This window comes from Mitsuaria sp. BK037, assembly GCF_014193045.1.
Classification (GTDB): domain Bacteria; phylum Pseudomonadota; class Gammaproteobacteria; order Burkholderiales; family Burkholderiaceae_C; genus Roseateles.
In genome coordinates this window covers 1,982,741-1,997,858 of the sequence record NZ_JACHYS010000001.1, presented here as the reverse complement: position 1 = coordinate 1,997,858, position 15,118 = coordinate 1,982,741, and the positions used below count along the sequence as shown (strand labels likewise).

Genomic DNA, 15,118 nt, shown 5'->3' with positions numbered 1-15,118 from the left:
GACCTTGGTCACCCCGAGGGGGGAGATTCCATAGCCTCGTCCGCACCCCCGTCAGTACCCCCGCGTCTCCGCCGGCCAGCGGCCCTGGCGCACCTGCTCGCGGGCCTGGGCCTGTTCCTTCCTCAATCGGCCGTTGGCGATGTGGCGCACCAGCCAGGGCAGGAGGCTCACCGCCGCGCCGCCGGCCACCGCCGGCACCCAGGCCTTCGCACATTTCTCGAAGAGCTCCGCATTGAGCGCCAGCCGCGACGGCGTCATACCCAGCACGATCAGCCGACCCGCATGCAGGGTGACGTTGCCGCCCTTGGACAGCGCCTGCGGCAATCGCGCCAGCGCCTCGGTCGGCCGGCCCATGTGGCCGAGCTGGCGGATCTGCTCGTCGAAGACCGCCGGCATCCAACCGCCGAAGGCCTGCAGCTGGCGACCGAAGGCGCCGCCGCCGATCAGCACCGCGCAGACGTCCTGCCGCGCGGCGTAGACGGCGCGGTGCAGCGCGATCGCGGGCAGGTGGCCGTCCACGCGGTCCGGGCCGTCCGCGCCGCCCGCGCCCTCCTTGCGGGCGCCGGTCGCCGGCGCCAGGGGCTCGACCAGCGCGAGCGCATCCTCCGCCGTCCCCCACGCCATCGCCCCGCTGGCGGGATCGCGCAGCGACAGGCTGTCCACGGCGCCCGGCATCAGCCCCCGCGCCAGCAGCCGCCGCCGCAGCCCGAGCCAGGTATCGCGCAGCAGGTGCTCTTCGCTCATGTCAGCGCCATCACGTCGTCGAAGCGGTTGAGCGCGTCGTCGATCACCGCGTCGGTGTCGGCCAGGCTGGTGTACAGCCGGCTGCCCGCCACCGAGATCAGGCCATGCGCGGTGAAGGCCGCGCCCATCTCTTCCATCATGTGCTTGCGCCGCCGCGCCTCGTCCTTCAGGCGGAACAGCTTCCACAGGCTGCTGGTGTCGAGCAGCAGCACGCCGGAGGTCTGCAGGTGGACGATCGAGCCGATGTTGTAGGCGACGTAGGGCAGGCCGCGGCGCTCGATGATCTCCTCCAGCCCGCGGCGCAGGCGATCGCCGGCACGGGCCGCCACGCCGGGGGCGTTGGTCCGCTCGGCCTCGAGCAGCGCGTGGTAACCCGCCACGCAGCTGAGCGGATTGGCCGACAGCGTCCCCCCGACGAAGGCCCGCCGCGAGGTGGTGCCGATCCCGCCGACGAGCGACATCATGATCTCCCGCTTCCCCCCGATCGCCCCCGCCATCGGGTAGCCGCCGGCCAGGCACTTGCCCAGCACCGTCAGGTCGGGTGTCACGCCGAAGTAGGCCTGCGCGCCGCCCAGGCCCGCGCGGAAGCCGGTCACCACCTCGTCGAAGATCAGCAGCGCGCCGAACTCGTCGCAGAGCGCGCGCACCTGGGCGTTGAACTCGCGATGCACCGGCCGCGTGCCACTCTCCGGCCCGAAGGGCTCCAGCAGCACCGCCGCCGTGCCGCCGCGCAGGCGGTTCCAGCGCAGCAGCCGGCGCAGCGCCTCGGGATCGTTGGGCAGGCATTCCTGCGTGTGCGCCGTCGCGCCGCGGGGAATGCCGGTGGCCTCCATGCGGCCGGTCTTGGGCAGGCGCATGCCGTAGACCAACTGGTCGCTCCAGCCGTGGTACGCGCCGCCGATCTTGATGACCCGCTGGCGCCGGGTGAAGGTGCGGGCCAGCCGCACCGCGCCCATCACCGCCTCGGTGCCCGAGCCCAGCATGCGCAGCATCTCCACGCCCGGCATGTGGCGGCAGACGCGCTCGGCCAGCTCGACCTCGTAGGCATGCAGCAGGCCGGTGACCGGGCCGCAGTCGTCGAGCAGCGCCTGCACCGCCTCGCGCACCGCCGGCGGATTGCTGCCCAGCAGCGTCGGACCGCCGGCCTGCAGGAAGTCGATGTAGCGGTTGCCGTCGACGTCGATGAGGTGGGCGCCGCGGGCCTGCGCGATCGCCAGCGGGAAGGGATGGTTGAAGGCGAGGTTGTGCTGGACGCCGCCCGGGATGACGGTGGCGGCGCGCTCGGCCAGGCGCTTGGAGCCGGCGCAGTGCTCGTCGAACCAGCGCAGCACCTTGGGCATCGCGTCCGGACGGATCGGGCGCATCGGCTGGTTGACCAGCGCGGCGAAGCGCTCGTAGAGCGCGTGCGTGTCGGGCCAGGTGGGCACGGCGGGCAGGTCCGCGTCGGCGGTCTCTCGCGCGGGACCGTCCGTCGCGAGCGACGGCGTGGCTGACAACGACGCGGACGACGACGACGCCGAGGGAGACGGAGAAGGCGGGGAAGACGAGGAAGAGGCGAGCGAAGACATCACGGTCCCTTGAGATAAAGCAGCAGGTCGCGCACCGGGGCGAGGCGATCCCGGAGATCGGGTGCGCGGCGGACGCGCTCGTCGATGCGCGCGGCGAGGCGGTCACGGGCGAGGTCCTCCAGGCGCTCGACGGCCGCCATCGCCGTGTCGCTGTCCGCGGCGCAGCACAGGATGCCGTGGTTGCGCAGCAGGTAAGCCTGGCGTCCGGGGCGCACCGCCTTGCCGAGCTTGCCCGCCAGCCAGGCGGTGCCCGACGGCGCATACCCGATCACCGGCACCTCGTCGCCGAGCCAGTCGCGCAGCGCCGGCGGCACCGCCAGCGGCTCGCCGATCAGCGCGCAGGCGCTGGCCAGCGGCTGGTGGGTGTGGATGCTGCAGCCGACGTCCTGCCGCGCCCGCAGCACGCGCGCATGCAGCCCGGTCTCGACCGAAGGCCGGCGGGCGCCGTCGCTGGCGTCGTCGACGACGGCCAGGTCGGCCAGGCGCAGCACGCAGACGTCCTCCGGCCGCATGACGAGGTAGTCCGTCGCCGACGGCGTCACCGCCACCCGCTCGTCGTCGATGCGCAGCATCAGGTTGCCGCCGGTGCCGGCGAAGTAGCCGCGCTCGGACAAACGCAGGCACAGGGCCACCACCTGCCGCCGTTCGGCTGCGTGCTTCATGCGGTGGCTCCCGTCGCGGGCACGCGGTTGAGGCGGTGGTACAGCGGCGCCAGGCGCGCGCGGACTTCCTTGAAGGCCTCGAACTTGTCGCCGTAGAGCTGGCGCAGCGCGGCGGCGGGTTCGTAGAGGCGGCGCGTGCGGCGCAGCGCCGGCAGGTCGCTGAAACGAAGCGCGCCGGTGCCCACGCCGGCGAGGTAGGCCGCGCCGATCGCGTTGGCCTGGATCGGATGCGCCAGCTGCCGGATCGGTTGGCCGGTGACGTCGGCGAGGATCTGGCACCAGACGTCGCTCTGCGCGCCGCCGCCGACCGCCGCGATCGTGCCGGGCGACCGGCCCAGCAGCCGCCCGAAGGGCTCCATCATCCAGCGCGTGTTCAGCGCGACGCCCTCGAGGAAGGCCCGGAAGATATCCTCGCGCGAATGCTCCAGCGACAGGTTGATCAGCCCCGCGCGCAGCAGCGGATCGTCCACCGGCGTGCGCTCGCCGAAGAGCCAGGGCGTGTAGATCAGCCCGCGCGAGCCCGGCGGCACGCGCGCGGCGATGCGGTTGAGCGCCTCGTAGACGGCGGGATGCTCCTCGTCGGCGGCCAGTTCGTCGGGGTGATAGAGGATGCGGTCGCGCAGGAAGGACAGGTTGGCGCCGGCCGTCGACTGCAGCGCCAGCGCGAGGTAGCGGCCATCGACCGCCGAGGGCACCGCCGCGATCTTGTGGCGCACGTCGGTCCGCATGCCCGGCACATGCGCCCCCAGCCAGGACGAGGTGCCCAGGTACAGGTGGGTCTCGTAGTCCGGCACCGCGGCGCCGACCGCGACAGCCGAGGTGTCCACCGCGCCGGCCACCACCGGCGTCGTGGCCGGCAGGCCCAGCTGATGGGCGACCGCCGGCAGCAGCGGCCCCAGCACGTCGGTGGAATGCACGATCGCGGGCAGCTTGCCGGCGTCCAGCCCGAGCGCGCGGATCAGGCGGTCGTCGTAGCGGATGCGCGAGGGATCGCGGTTGTCCGTCACCCAGCTGGTGAGGATGGAATCCTGCGTCGCGCAGAGCCGGCCGCAGAGGCGGAAGTTGAGGTAGTCCAGCGCGTTGAGGAAGCAGCGCGTGGCCTCGTAGACGGCGGGTTGCTCGTCGCGGATGAAGGCCATGTGGCCGGCCGCGTCGCGCCCGGTCAGCGACGGCGCGCCGCCGGTCAGGCGCAGCCAGCGCCACAGCTTGAGCGGCGCATAGCCCTCGATGTTGAGCCAGCGGCCGCGCACGCGCCGGGCCACGGCGGCGGCGCCGCGAGCGTCCAGCCAGCTGAAGGCGCGGCCGATCGCGCGGCCGTCGCGGCCGAGGCAGACGGTCACCTCGGTCTGCGTGGAGCAGCACACCGCCGACACGCGGCCTCGATGGCTGGCGTCGGCTGCGAGCACCTCGCCGGCGGCCTCGAGCAGCGCCTGCCACCAGGCCTCGGGGTCCTGCTCGGCCCGCACGCCCTCGACATGCAGCGCCACCGGCCGGAAGGCCCACGCGACCACGGTGCCGTCCTGCGCCACCAGCGCGCACTTGCACCCGCTGGTGCCCAGGTCCACCGCCAGTACCAGCGGCGCAGTGCCCGGCGTGGTCATCAGAACTTGCGCGACACGGAGACCACCAGCGTGTTGTTGTCCTGGCGCTTCCAGCCGTCGCCGTCGGGGATCATGAAAAGCTCGGGCCGATGGGTGCGGGTGGCCACCCATTCGGCGGTCCAGTTCAAGCCCCAGCGCTGATGGGTGACGCCGATCGAGTAGTCGCTGAAGTCCGCCTCCTTGAAATGGCGGATCTTCTGGGTGCCGGCATGCAGGTTCAGCGTGGTCGTCGGCGTTAGCGGGTGGCGATAGCTCAAGTCGTAGAGCATGCTGCCGCGCGAGTTCTGGTCGCCGCGCGCGTAGCACTCGAGCGCCGGCGTCGGATCGACGGCCGCGGCGAGGATCTGGCCGCACACGCCGCCGGTGTCCGCGCCGCGGTAGGTGCGCGAGAGCACGTGCAGCACCCGGCCCTCGAGCCGGCCCCAGCCGATCTCCAGCACCGCGTAGGCCGTGTCGTAGCGGGTGCGGCGGAAGTCCACCGGCACGCCGGCTTCCAGGTCGATGCCGTGCGGCGCGTCGAACTTGGCGCCGGGGAAGAATTCCTTGGCCAGTCCGACGCCGAAGTGCCAGGCGTCCGGATCGCCGAAGCGGTAGCCGGTGCCCAGCAGCAGGTTGACGCCGTCGCCGTCGGTGAAGGCCTTCTTGCTGACGGTGGAGAGCTGCGCCAGGCCAATGACGCCGGACTCGTGGGCGAGCTGCACGCCCAGTTGCAGCGAGGGCTTGCGGCCGGAGTCGGAGACACCGCGGTTGCGCAGGTCCGAGAGCAGCTTCACTTCGGTGTCGATCGCCATCGTGGCCACGCCGGCGTCGTCGGCGCGGGCGCCGGAGGGGCCGAGCGCGGCCAGGGCGGCCAATGCGGCGTACACCGCGTAGGCGGCGAGGACCGGTCGGGTCGCGGGGGCGGAGGTCGTGCGGGTCATCTCGGGTCTCCTCGTCAGGGCTGTTCAGGACTTGCAGACCGGCGTCGCCGGCAGGGCGGCCACGCGCTTCATCTGCTCGGTCTGACCGAGGATTTCGGTCCCGATGAAGGCGCGCAGGTACAGGTCGCCGCCCTTCACGCGCAGCGCGCCCTTGTATTTCTTCCGGTCGCGCGGGTCGTAGACCCAGCCGTCGCGCCAGGCCTCGTTGTCATAGCGCTCCAGCTGCGCGACCTGGATGCCGCAGGTGTCGTTGGCCTGGCCCGCGTCCTTGTCCCAGACGATGCGGCCGCACAGCGCGGACGGCTTGTCGCCGCAGGGCTTGAACTCAATCACCGCGCCGCCGTCGGCGCTCAGCCACAGGCCCTTGGCGTCGTCAGGGCCGGCGGCCAGCGCCGGCGCGGACAGGGCCGCCGCGCACAGAAGGGCGACTATGGCCCTGGCCATCGGCCAGCGGCGTCGCGGAGGGACCGGTCGTGAAGCCATCGCCTGCTTTCCGGAGGGGCACGCCCTCGCGTCAAGTTGATAGTGATGGCTATGGTATAGCGATGACTACCGAAATTGACGCTCGGAGAAACCCTGGCGCGGCGCGCTGCGGGTCAGCGGCAGCGCGAGCATGGCCAGCAGCGCGAAGCCGGCGGCCACGAAGGGCACCGGCGCGACCGCCTCGCCGGTGACGACCAGCGAGGCCATCAGCGGCCCGAAGGCGCTGCCGAAGAGCTGCGCCGCCGGCACCAGCGAGGCGACCTGGCCGCTGCCGTCGACGCGGAAGGCCAGCGCCATCTGGAAGGGCAGCATGAACAGCCAGGTGAAGGTGAACAGGCCGCACAGCGCGGCGAAGGCCAGGGGCCCGCCCTGGGCGGTGCGCGCGATGCCCAGCGCGCTCAGCCCCAGCACCAGGCAGCAGCCGAGCAGGACCGGCCGGATCGGTGCGCGCCGGACCAGCCAGGTGCCGACGCTGCCGCCCAGCACCTGCATGCCCAGCCCGGCCGCGATGAGCGTCTGCACCGCTGTCGGCGAGAAGCCGGCGCGGGTGCCGAGCGGCTCGGCATAGGCCCACAGCGCGCCCAGCGTCGCGAGCTGGAGGAAGACGAGCAGCAGCGTGCCGATGCGGGGCCGCGTCCAGCGCATGCCGACGCCGGCCTGGCTCACCGTGGGCGTGAGCGGACCGAGCGGGCGCGCGAAGCGGGCCGCGAGCAGGGCCGCCAGCGCGCACAGGCCGGCCAGCAGTGCGAAGCCGCCGGGCCAGCCGGCGACGGGAAGCACGAGGTGCGCCAGCACCAGGCCGGTCGTCGCCTGCGCGAGGGTCTGCACGACGAAGAAGAGGCCCGCCAGCCGCTCCGGCACGGCGGCGCGCACGATCACGGCGGTGGTGCTCCAGACCATCAGGCCTTCGGCGATGCCGGCCGCCGCGCGGACCAGGCCGAGCGCCAGGTCGCCGCCGACCCGCGTGGTGACGAGGTCCAGGGCGGCCGCCGCCAACGCGGCCAGGGTGGTGATGGCGCGCAGCGAGCGCACCGGCAAGCAGAGGTCGCCGATCAGCACGCCCAGGCCCAGGGCCACGATCTCGCCCATGGCGACGAGGCCCACGCCTTCCAGCGTCACCTGGCCCGCCTCCAGCAGCGCGCCCAGCAGCAGCGGTTGCAGGCCCAGCATCAGCAGGGCGACGGAGCCGACGAGGATCGCCAGCACCTGCGCGCCGCGGGCGCTGGGAGACGTCGGGCCGGGAGGCAGCGTGTGTGTCATTTCGGCGCAAGCGGAGCGGTGGATGATGGCTGGCGATCTTATAGTCATGGCTATCGTTCTGGGGTGCCTCGCGCCCTGGAACAATCCCGCAGCCTTCCTGCCGTTGCCTCGCCATTTCGATTCCCATGCCCACTGCCCGCCGCAAGACCGCCGCTCCTCCGCCCACGCCCACGACCGCCGCGCCAGCGCTCGCGGCCAAGAAGCTGCCGGCGCAGCAGCGCGCCGCCGAGACCTACGAGCGGGTGCTCGAGGCCGCGGCGCAGACCCTGATCGAGGTGGGCGTGGAGCGGCTCTCCACCAACCTGGTGTGCGAGCGCGCCGGGGTGTCGCCGCCGGCGCTGTACCGCTACTTCCCCAACAAGTACGCGCTGCTGCATGAGCTGGGCCAGCGCCTGATGCAGCGCCAGAACGAATGCGTCGCGAAGTGGATGTCCGTCGAGGTGATCCAGGGCGGCGTGCCGGCGCTGGAGCAGGCGCTGGCGGGCCTGCTGCTCGACACCTACGAGGCGACGCGCGCGACCGCCGGCGGCGTGTGGATCATGCGCGCGATGCGGGCGGTGCCGGCGCTGCAGGAGGTGCGGCTGGCCTCGCACGCGGCGGTGACCGAGGCGCAGACGCAGTTGCTGGTGCAGGCGCTGCCCGGCGCCCGGCGTGCGGAGCTCAAGCTGGCGAGCCGCATCGTCGTGGAGCTGATCTACGCGACGGTGGAGATGCTCTTCGACGAGAGCCTCAAGCCCAAGGAGGTCGCGCGCATCACCGCCGGGATGCTGGCCAGCCACCTGGCGAAGGTGAAGGCCTGAGCGCGCCGCGCCGAGGCCGCCGGCCGGATGCGGTCCTCAGCGGTAGGCGTAGAACAGCGCCGCGAAGAAGTGGCAGACGCTGCCGCCGAGCACGAACAGGTGCCAGACGAAATGCGCGTAGCGCAGCTTGTTGTCGAGCAGGAAGACCGCCGCGCCCAGCGTGTAGCTCAGCCCGCCGGCCACCAGCAGCGCCAGGCCCGGGCCGGGCGTTTGCTCCACGAGGGGGCCGATGGCGAAGACCACCACCCAACCCATGGCCAGGTACAGGGCGGTGGACACCAGCGGGTGGCGCAGCCGGTTCAGCAGCTTGATCGTCACGCCGAAGGCCGCGGCGGCCCAGACGGCGACCAGCAGCGTGACGCCGGGGCCGGTCTGCAGCACGCCGAGGGTGAAGGGCGTGTAGCTGCCGGCGATGAACACGTAGATCGCCGCGTGGTCCAGGCGCATCAGCCAGGCCTTGACCCGGCCGTTGGCCAGGGAGGCCGGCAGCGCGTGGTACAGCGTGGAGATGCCGTACAGCAGGATGCCGGTGGAGGCGAAGATCGCGGCGGCCACCACGTCCGCGACCTCGCCGTGCCCCATCGCCCGCGTCACGAGGATGGGCAGGGCGGCCACGGCCAGCAGGGCGCCCAGGCCGTGGCTGATGGCGTTGGCGATCTCTTCGCCGCGGGTCTGCGGACGGTCGGCGGGGACGGTGCGAGCGGTCATGAAGGCTGGCGTGACGGGTGAGCGTGACGGGGGCGGCGATCGGGCGATTGTCCACGCGCGGGAGCGGGCGGCGATACTCCACCGCCTCGGCCGTCCGCTGCGCGGCGCCGCGATTCGCGATCTGGCCAGAGGGACAGCCCATGACGACCGTGATCTCCATGCACAGCGCCTTCGAGCGGATGCCCCGGCACCGCCACGATCACGGCTATGTCGCGCTCGTGCTGGCGGGCGGATACGTGGAAGCCGGCGACCGGGGCCGTCTCCGCGTCGAGGCCGGCCAGGCCGTGCTCCACGGGGCGCATGAATCGCATCGCAACGAGTTCTCCGGTCGCGGGGCGCGGGTGTTGAACCTGCCGATCGCGGAAATGGGCTGGCCCGCGGTGGCCTCGAGCGATGCGCGAGGCGACGCGCTGGGCCATGTCGACGAGGTCGACGCGATCGCCCGCCTCGCCGAGCGTGATCCGGTCCAGGCCGCCGATCTGCTGCGGCGCAGCTTTCGTCCCGTGAAGTCCCGCCTCCAGGATTGGCCCGACCTGCTGGCCGAGGCGCTGGCGGACGATCCGGCGCTCGGCATTGCCGACTGGGCCGATGAGATGGGCCTCGCGCCGCAGTCGATCAGCCGGGGCTTCCGTCTCGCCTACGGCATCAGCCCGAAGCGATACCGCCTGGAACTGCGCGCGCTGCAGGCCCTGCGCCGGCTGCCCGGCTGGCGCGGAACGCTGGCGGCGCTCGCCGCCGAGACGGGCTTCGCGGACCAGGCCCATTTCACGCGCGCCATCGTTGCCCTGACCGGCCAGACACCGAAGCGGCTCTTGGGTTAAGTCCGTTCAAGAGCGGGCGAGGCCTGCCACCTAGCATCGCGGCATGAAACGCCGCACCTTGCTCTCCGCGCCCGCGATCGTGGGCCTCGCGTCCCTGCTGCCCGCCTTGCGCGCGCGAGCGCAGGCCAAGCCCAATCGCGCCCGATGGCGGGTGCGCGGCTCCGAAGGCGCCGATGCGATCGCCTTCCTCGGTCCGCTGTCGGGCACGCAGCTCTACCTGGACTTCTATGCCGCCGATGCTGCCGCCTTCTCGCCGCGGTTGCCGGCGGTGGTCCGGGACGACGTGGCGCGGCTGTGGAACGAGGCGACGAAGGACGGCTTCGGCCTGCTCGGCCCCAACCTGCAGGTGCTGTTCTCGGCGGACGGCAACGACGCCACGCTCGACACCTTGCTGACCGCGCTGCGGTCACGGCGGACGGCCATCCTCCCGAGCTACCGGGCGAGCAGCTACTGGAGCGACGCCGACTGGGCCTGGTTCGAGCGCGCGGCGCCGCGGATCGAGGCCATCCTGGTCGGCCTGCGGGATGCCGGCTTCGCGGCCTTCCGCAAGGAGCGGATCGGCGACCTGGAGCGCCGCATCGCCGAGGTCGGCCGCGCGCTGGCCGGCTTCGACGTGATCTCCTGGCAGGAGAAGCTGACCGGCCGGCGCTTTGATCCAGAGATCCAGATCGTGCTGCTGCAGTTCGCCAAGCCGCATGGCATCAAGGTGCAGGGGCAGACCTTCCTGCAATCGGCGGACTACGACACGGCCACCACCGTCCGCATCGCCGCCCACGAGATGCTCCATCCGCCGGTGCCGATGGACGGCCCCGCCGCGACCGCCGCGCTGGCGGCCTTCGAGCGCGATCCGCTGGTCATGCGCATCGTGCGGGACCACGATCCGCGCTGGGGCTACACGACGCTGGAGGGCCTGGTGAACGAGGACCTGGTCCAGGCGCTGGACCAGTTGATCAGCGAGGCCCTGGGCGTCGCCCGCAATCCGGCCGACCGCTGGCGCAAGGCCGATGACGGCATGCACGTCGTCGCCGCCGGGCTCTACGGCCTGCTGCGCCAGGACCGATGGGTGGAGCAGGGCGGGTCGATCGAGCGCTGGCTCGCCGGGGCCGTCCGCGACGGCCGGCTGGCTCCGGCCGCGTTCCATCCCGTCGCGGCGCGGGTGCTGGAGCGGCCGGTCGATGCGCTGTGGCCGGTGGTGGCGGCCAAACCGTCTTCTTGATGAGATCTTGATACCCGGGCCCCGACCTTCTACACGCCCTTGACCCGCTGATTCCTAGAGTCCATCCATCCCATCCCGCCCTCAATCCAGAGGGCATGGGACCTCGAAAAAATGGATGCACTCTTTCTCGGATTGAGCGTGGTCCTGTTCCTTGTCGCTGTCGGGCTGGCGGTCGCCAGCGACCGGCTGGGGAGCAGGCCATGAACGCGCTCTACTGGCTGACCGGACTCCTCAGCGCCGGTCTGTTCGTCTATCTCCTGATCGCGCTCTGGCGCGCCGAGGAGTTCTGACATGACGAACCTCGCCTGGGCCAACCTGGCCCTCTACCTCGCCGTCACGCTGCTGCTGGCCTGGCCGCTCGCCCGCTGGATCACCGCGCTCGCGCAGGGTCGCGTGCCGCGCTGGATCGCCGCCATCGAGCGCCCGCTGTTCCGCCTGGCCGGCATCCGGCCCGATGAAGGCATGGGCTGGAAGCAGTACGCCGTCGCGCTGCTGGTCTTCAACTTCATCGGCGTGCTCGCGGTCTATGCGCTGCAGCGCCTGCAAGGCGTGCTGCCGCTCAACCCGCAGGGACTGGGCGCGGTGACGCCCGACTCGGCCTTCAACACCGCCATCAGCTTCGTCGCCAACACCAACTGGCAGGGCTACGGCGGCGAGTCGACGATGAGCTATCTCACCCAGATGCTGGCGCTGACGGTGCAGAACTTCCTGTCCGCCGCGACCGGCATCGCCGTCGTGTTCGCGCTCATCCGCGGCTTCGCCTCCCGGCTGTCCGGCCACGTCGGCAACTTCTGGGCCGACATCGTCCGCTGCACCCTCTGGCTGCTGCTGCCGCTGTCCTTCCTGCTCGCGGTCGTCTTCGTCCAGCAGGGCGTCATCCAGAACTTCGACGGCTACAAGACCGTGCAGACGATCGAAGCCCAGGACTACCAGACGCCCAAGCTCGGCGCCGACGGCCAGCCGCTCAAGGACGCGCAGGGCCAGCCCGTCATGGAGCACCAGCGCACCGGCGAACAGCAGCTCGCGATGGGCCCGGTCGCCTCGCAGGAAGCGATCAAGATGCTGGGCACCAATGGCGGCGGTTTCTTCAATGCCAACTCCGCGCATCCCTACGAGAACCCGACGCCGCTGACCAACCTGCTGCAGATCGTGGCGATCTTCGTGATCCCCGCGGCGCTGTGCCTGAGCTTCGGCCAACTGGTCGGCGATCGCCGGCAGGGCGTGGCGATCCTCGCGGCGATGAGCGCGCTGTTCATCGCCGGCGTGCTGGTGGCCACGCCCGCCGAGCAGGCCGGCAATCCGCTGGTGGCCGCGCAGGGCGTCGATCTGCAGGCCTCCGAGCTGCAGGCCGGCGGCAACATGGAAGGCAAGGAGACCCGCTTCGGCATCTCGGCCAGCGCGCTCTTCGCGGTCGTCACCACCGCCGCCTCCTGCGGCGCGGTCAACGCGATGCACGACAGCTTCACCCCGATCGGCGGCGCCGTGCCGCTGGTGATGATGCAGCTGGGGGAGGTCGTCTTCGGCGGCGTGGGCACCGGCCTGTACGGCATGCTGATCTTCGCGATCCTCGCCGTCTTCATCGCCGGCCTGATGATCGGCCGCACGCCCGAGTACCTGGGCAAGAAGATCGAGCCCTTCGAGATGAAGATGAGCGCCGTCGCCATCCTCGTCACGCCCATCGTCGTGCTGGCGGGCACCGCGATCGCGGTGCTCTCGGGCGACGGCAAGGCCGGCATCGCCAACCCCGGCGCGCATGGCTTCAGCGAGATCCTCTACGCCTTCACCTCCGCGGCCAACAACAACGGCAGCGCCTTCGCCGGCCTGTCCGCCAACACGCCCTTCTACAACACGCTGCTGGGCATCGCGATGTGGCTGGGCCGCTTCCTGGTGATCGTGCCTGTGCTGGCCATCGCCGGCAGCCTGGCCGCCAAGAAGCGCATCCCCGTCGGCGAAGGCACGCTGCCCACGCACGGCCCGCTGTTCGTCGTCCTGCTCATCGGCACCGTCCTCCTGGTCGGCCTGCTGAACTACGTGCCCGCGCTCGCGCTCGGCCCCGTCGTCGAGCACCTGATGCTCTGGAAGTGAAGCTTCGGAGCCTGACATGACCCAACCCCTCAAGACAGTTCACCCCTCGGCGCCGACTTCGGTGCCGACCTCGATGCGCGCCGAGGTCCTCGGCGGCGCCACGCCCTCCGGTCCGGCACCGCACGATCCACCCCCGGCACCGTCACGTTCCGGCGGGAACGGCGGCCTGTGGGATCCCACGCTGGTGAAGCCGGCGATCCGCGAGTCCTTCGCCAAGCTCGCGCCGTCGGTGCAGTTGCGCAACCCGGTGATGTTCGTCGTCTATGCCGGCAGCCTCCTCACCACCGGCCTGTGGCTGGCGAGCTTCGCCCAGCCCGCGCTGGCGGGCGCGGAGGGCCCCGGCTTCATGCTCGCGATCGCGCTGTGGCTGTGGTTCACCGTGCTCTTCGCCAACTTCGCCGAGGCGCTGGCCGAGGGCCGCTCCAAGGCGCAGGCCGCCTCGCTGCGCGGCCTCAAGGCCAAGACCTGGGCGAAGAAGCTCGAAGCGCCGCGCCACGGCTCGTCCTGGCATCCGGTGGCCTCGGAGGAACTGCGCAAGGGCCATGTCGTGCTGGTCGAAGCCGGCGACCTGGTGCCGCTGGACGGCGAGGTCATCGAGGGCGTCGCCTCCGTCGACGAGAGCGCCATCACCGGCGAGTCCGCGCCGGTGATCCGCGAATCGGGCGGCGACTTCTCGGCCGTCACCGGCGGCACGCGGGTGCTGTCGGACTGGGTCGTCGTGCGCATCGCCGTCAATCCGGGCGAGGCCTTCCTCGACCGCATGATCGCGATGGTCGAGAGCGCCAAGCGCCAGAAGACGCCCAACGAGATCGCGCTCACCATCCTGCTGGTCGCGCTGACGCTGGTGTTCCTGGTCGTGACCGTGACGCTGCTGCCGTACTCGCTGTTCGCGGTCGAGGCGGCCGGCGCCGGCACCGTCGTGTCGATCACCGCGCTGGTGGCGCTGCTGGTGTGCCTGATCCCGACCACCATTGGCGGCCTGCTCTCGGCCATCGGCGTCGCGGGCATGAGCCGGCTGATGCAGGCCAACGTGATCGCCACCTCCGGCCGCGCGGTCGAGGCCGCCGGCGACGTCGACGTGCTGATGCTCGACAAGACCGGCACGATCACGCTGGGCAACCGCCAGGCCAGCGCCTTCCTGCCGGCGCCCGCGCTGCCGGAGCAGGCGCTGGCGGACGCGGCGCAGCTGGCCTCGCTGGCCGACGAGACGCCCGAGGGCCGCAGCATCGTCGTGCTGGCCAAGCAGCGCTTCAACCTGCGCGAGCGCGAGCTGGCCGCGCTGCAGGCGCACTTCGTGCCGTTCACCGCGCAGACCCGCATGAGCGGCGTCGACTTCGGCGATCCCGAGCATCCGAAGCGCCAGCTGCGCAAGGGCGCGGTCGACGCGATCCGCCGCTTCGTCGAGCAGCACGGCGGCCAGATGCCGGCGCAGGTCACCGCGGTGGCGGAGGAGGTCGCGCGCCGCGGCAGCACGCCGCTGGTCGTGGCCGACCTGGCCGACGGCCACGCGCGGGTGCTGGGCGTCGTCGAGCTCAAGGACATCGTCAAGGGCGGCATCAAGGAGCGTTTCGCGCAGCTGCGCCGGATGGGCATCCGCACGGTGATGATCACCGGCGACAACCGCCTCACCGCCGCGGCGATCGCGGCCGAGGCCGGCGTCGACGACTTCCTCGCCGAAGCCACGCCCGAGGCCAAGCTCAAGCTGATCCGCGACTACCAGGCCGAAGGCCGGCTGGTGGCGATGACCGGCGACGGCACCAACGACGCGCCCGCGCTGGCGCAGGCCGACGTGGCGGTGGCCATGGCCAGCGGCACGCAGGCGGCGAAGGAGGCCGGCAACATGGTCGACCTCGATTCGAATCCGACCAAGCTGCTGGAGATCGTCGAGACCGGCAAGCAGCTGCTGATGACACGCGGCTCGCTGACCACCTTCTCGATCGCCAACGACGTCGCGAAGTACTTCGCCATCATCCCGGCGATGTTCCTGGGCGTGTACCCGCAGCTGGCCGCGCTCAACGTGATGGGTCTGCACAGCCCGGCGTCGGCGATCCTGTCGGCGGTCATCTTCAACGCGCTGATCATCGTGGCGCTGATCCCGCTGGCCTTGAAGGGCGTGGCCTACCGCCCCATCGGCGCGGCCGCGCTGCTGCGCCGCAACCTGTGGATCTACGGCCTGGGCGGCCTGGTCGTGCCCTTCATCGGCATCAAGGCGATCGACCTGCTGCTGGTCGCGCTGCGTCTCGTGTGACG

Annotated in this window: 14 protein-coding genes; 6 read left to right on the top strand and 8 right to left on the bottom strand. The window is 71.7% G+C overall.

The window, feature by feature from the left end:
• Positions 1 to 51: 51 nt before the first annotated feature.
• The 7 genes from FHT37_RS08205 to FHT37_RS08175 all read right to left on the bottom strand — a co-directional run bounded on the left by FHT37_RS08205 (position 52) and on the right by FHT37_RS08175 (position 7,238).
• Positions 52 to 744: a hypothetical protein gene (locus FHT37_RS08205; RefSeq protein ID WP_183480090.1), complete on the bottom strand. Its 693-nt coding sequence runs from the start codon at positions 742 to 744 to the stop codon at positions 52 to 54.
• Complete coding sequence (locus FHT37_RS08200) at positions 741 to 2,171, bottom strand: aminotransferase class III-fold pyridoxal phosphate-dependent enzyme (protein ID WP_310739725.1); 1,431 nt, start codon at positions 2,169 to 2,171, stop codon at positions 741 to 743. Before FHT37_RS08200 ends, FHT37_RS08205 begins: the two co-directional genes overlap by 4 nt.
• Positions 2,172 to 2,311: 140 nt before the next feature.
• Complete coding sequence (locus FHT37_RS08195) at positions 2,312 to 2,974, bottom strand: class II aldolase/adducin family protein (RefSeq protein WP_183480086.1); 663 nt, start codon at positions 2,972 to 2,974, stop codon at positions 2,312 to 2,314.
• Complete coding sequence (locus FHT37_RS08190; protein ID WP_183480084.1) at positions 2,971 to 4,575, bottom strand: FGGY-family carbohydrate kinase; 1,605 nt, start codon at positions 4,573 to 4,575, stop codon at positions 2,971 to 2,973. The genes FHT37_RS08195 and FHT37_RS08190 overlap by 4 nt, the downstream gene beginning before the upstream one ends.
• Entirely contained in the window at positions 4,575 to 5,495 is a 921-nt protein-coding gene (locus FHT37_RS08185) for a TorF family putative porin (protein WP_183480082.1), read from the bottom strand. Before FHT37_RS08185 ends, FHT37_RS08190 begins: the two co-directional genes overlap by 1 nt.
• A gap of 24 nt (positions 5,496 to 5,519) precedes the next feature.
• Positions 5,520 to 5,939, bottom strand: coding sequence for a DUF2147 domain-containing protein (locus FHT37_RS08180; protein WP_183480080.1), 420 nt, complete (start codon positions 5,937 to 5,939; stop codon positions 5,520 to 5,522).
• Positions 5,940 to 6,044: 105 nt separating this feature from the next.
• Positions 6,045 to 7,238, bottom strand: a complete 1,194-nt coding sequence (locus tag FHT37_RS08175; RefSeq protein ID WP_183480078.1) for an MFS transporter — start codon at positions 7,236 to 7,238, stop codon at positions 6,045 to 6,047.
• Between the two features lie 125 nt (positions 7,239 to 7,363).
• On the opposite strand from FHT37_RS08175, the gene FHT37_RS08170 reads away from it, so the two are divergent.
• Positions 7,364 to 8,038: a TetR/AcrR family transcriptional regulator gene (locus tag FHT37_RS08170; protein ID WP_091733675.1), complete on the top strand. Its 675-nt coding sequence runs from the start codon at positions 7,364 to 7,366 to the stop codon at positions 8,036 to 8,038.
• 36 nt (positions 8,039 to 8,074) lie between these two features.
• Here FHT37_RS08170 and trhA read toward each other — a convergent pair whose 3' ends face one another.
• Positions 8,075 to 8,746 (bottom strand): PAQR family membrane homeostasis protein TrhA, encoded by a 672-nt coding sequence (gene trhA, locus FHT37_RS08165; RefSeq protein ID WP_091733677.1) that lies wholly within the window; start codon positions 8,744 to 8,746, stop codon positions 8,075 to 8,077.
• A gap of 140 nt (positions 8,747 to 8,886) precedes the next feature.
• Here trhA and FHT37_RS08160 point away from each other — a divergent pair, with 140 nt between their 5' ends.
• The 5 genes from FHT37_RS08160 (at position 8,887) to kdpB (ending at position 15,116) form a co-directional block, all read left to right on the top strand.
• Complete coding sequence (locus FHT37_RS08160; protein ID WP_183480076.1) at positions 8,887 to 9,567, top strand: AraC family transcriptional regulator; 681 nt, start codon at positions 8,887 to 8,889, stop codon at positions 9,565 to 9,567.
• 43 nt (positions 9,568 to 9,610) lie between these two features.
• Positions 9,611 to 10,783 carry a hypothetical protein gene (locus FHT37_RS08155; protein ID WP_183480074.1) on the top strand — a complete coding sequence of 391 codons (1,173 nt, stop codon included), beginning with the start codon at positions 9,611 to 9,613 and terminating at the stop codon, positions 10,781 to 10,783.
• 200 nt (positions 10,784 to 10,983) lie between these two features.
• Positions 10,984 to 11,073 (top strand): K(+)-transporting ATPase subunit F, encoded by a 90-nt coding sequence (gene kdpF / locus FHT37_RS08150; RefSeq protein ID WP_091733683.1) that lies wholly within the window; start codon positions 10,984 to 10,986, stop codon positions 11,071 to 11,073.
• Position 11,074: 1 nt separating this feature from the next.
• Positions 11,075 to 12,868: a potassium-transporting ATPase subunit KdpA gene (gene kdpA, locus FHT37_RS08145; protein WP_183480072.1), complete on the top strand. Its 1,794-nt coding sequence runs from the start codon at positions 11,075 to 11,077 to the stop codon at positions 12,866 to 12,868.
• Positions 12,869 to 12,941: 73 nt separating this feature from the next.
• The gene (gene kdpB, locus FHT37_RS08140) at positions 12,942 to 15,116 is read left to right on the top strand and encodes a potassium-transporting ATPase subunit KdpB (RefSeq protein WP_183481409.1); all 2,175 of its coding nucleotides are present in this window, start codon (positions 12,942 to 12,944) and stop codon (positions 15,114 to 15,116) included.
• Positions 15,117 to 15,118 lie beyond the last annotated feature (2 nt).

Bases quoted from the DNA above. Each gene is read 5' to 3' on its own strand.
- FHT37_RS08205 (WP_183480090.1), bottom strand. From the start codon at position 744: ATGAGCGAAGAGCACCTGCTGCGCGATACCTGGCTCGGGCTGCGGCGG.
- FHT37_RS08195 (WP_183480086.1), bottom strand. From the start codon at position 2,974: ATGAAGCACGCAGCCGAACGGCGGCAGGTGGTGGCCCTGTGCCTGCGT.
- FHT37_RS08190 (WP_183480084.1), bottom strand. From the start codon at position 4,575: ATGACCACGCCGGGCACTGCGCCGCTGGTACTGGCGGTGGACCTGGGC.
- FHT37_RS08185 (WP_183480082.1), bottom strand. From the start codon at position 5,495: ATGACCCGCACGACCTCCGCCCCCGCGACCCGACCGGTCCTCGCCGCC.
- FHT37_RS08180 (WP_183480080.1), bottom strand. From the start codon at position 5,939: ATGGCCAGGGCCATAGTCGCCCTTCTGTGCGCGGCGGCCCTGTCCGCG.
- FHT37_RS08175 (WP_183480078.1), bottom strand. From the start codon at position 7,238: ATGACACACACGCTGCCTCCCGGCCCGACGTCTCCCAGCGCCCGCGGC.
- FHT37_RS08170 (WP_091733675.1), top strand. From the start codon at position 7,364: ATGCCCACTGCCCGCCGCAAGACCGCCGCTCCTCCGCCCACGCCCACG.
- trhA (WP_091733677.1), bottom strand. From the start codon at position 8,746: ATGACCGCTCGCACCGTCCCCGCCGACCGTCCGCAGACCCGCGGCGAA.
- FHT37_RS08160 (WP_183480076.1), top strand. From the start codon at position 8,887: ATGACGACCGTGATCTCCATGCACAGCGCCTTCGAGCGGATGCCCCGG.
- FHT37_RS08155 (WP_183480074.1), top strand. From the start codon at position 9,611: ATGAAACGCCGCACCTTGCTCTCCGCGCCCGCGATCGTGGGCCTCGCG.
- kdpF (WP_091733683.1), top strand. From the start codon at position 10,984: ATGAACGCGCTCTACTGGCTGACCGGACTCCTCAGCGCCGGTCTGTTC.
- kdpA (WP_183480072.1), top strand. From the start codon at position 11,075: ATGACGAACCTCGCCTGGGCCAACCTGGCCCTCTACCTCGCCGTCACG.
- kdpB (WP_183481409.1), top strand. From the start codon at position 12,942: ATGCGCGCCGAGGTCCTCGGCGGCGCCACGCCCTCCGGTCCGGCACCG.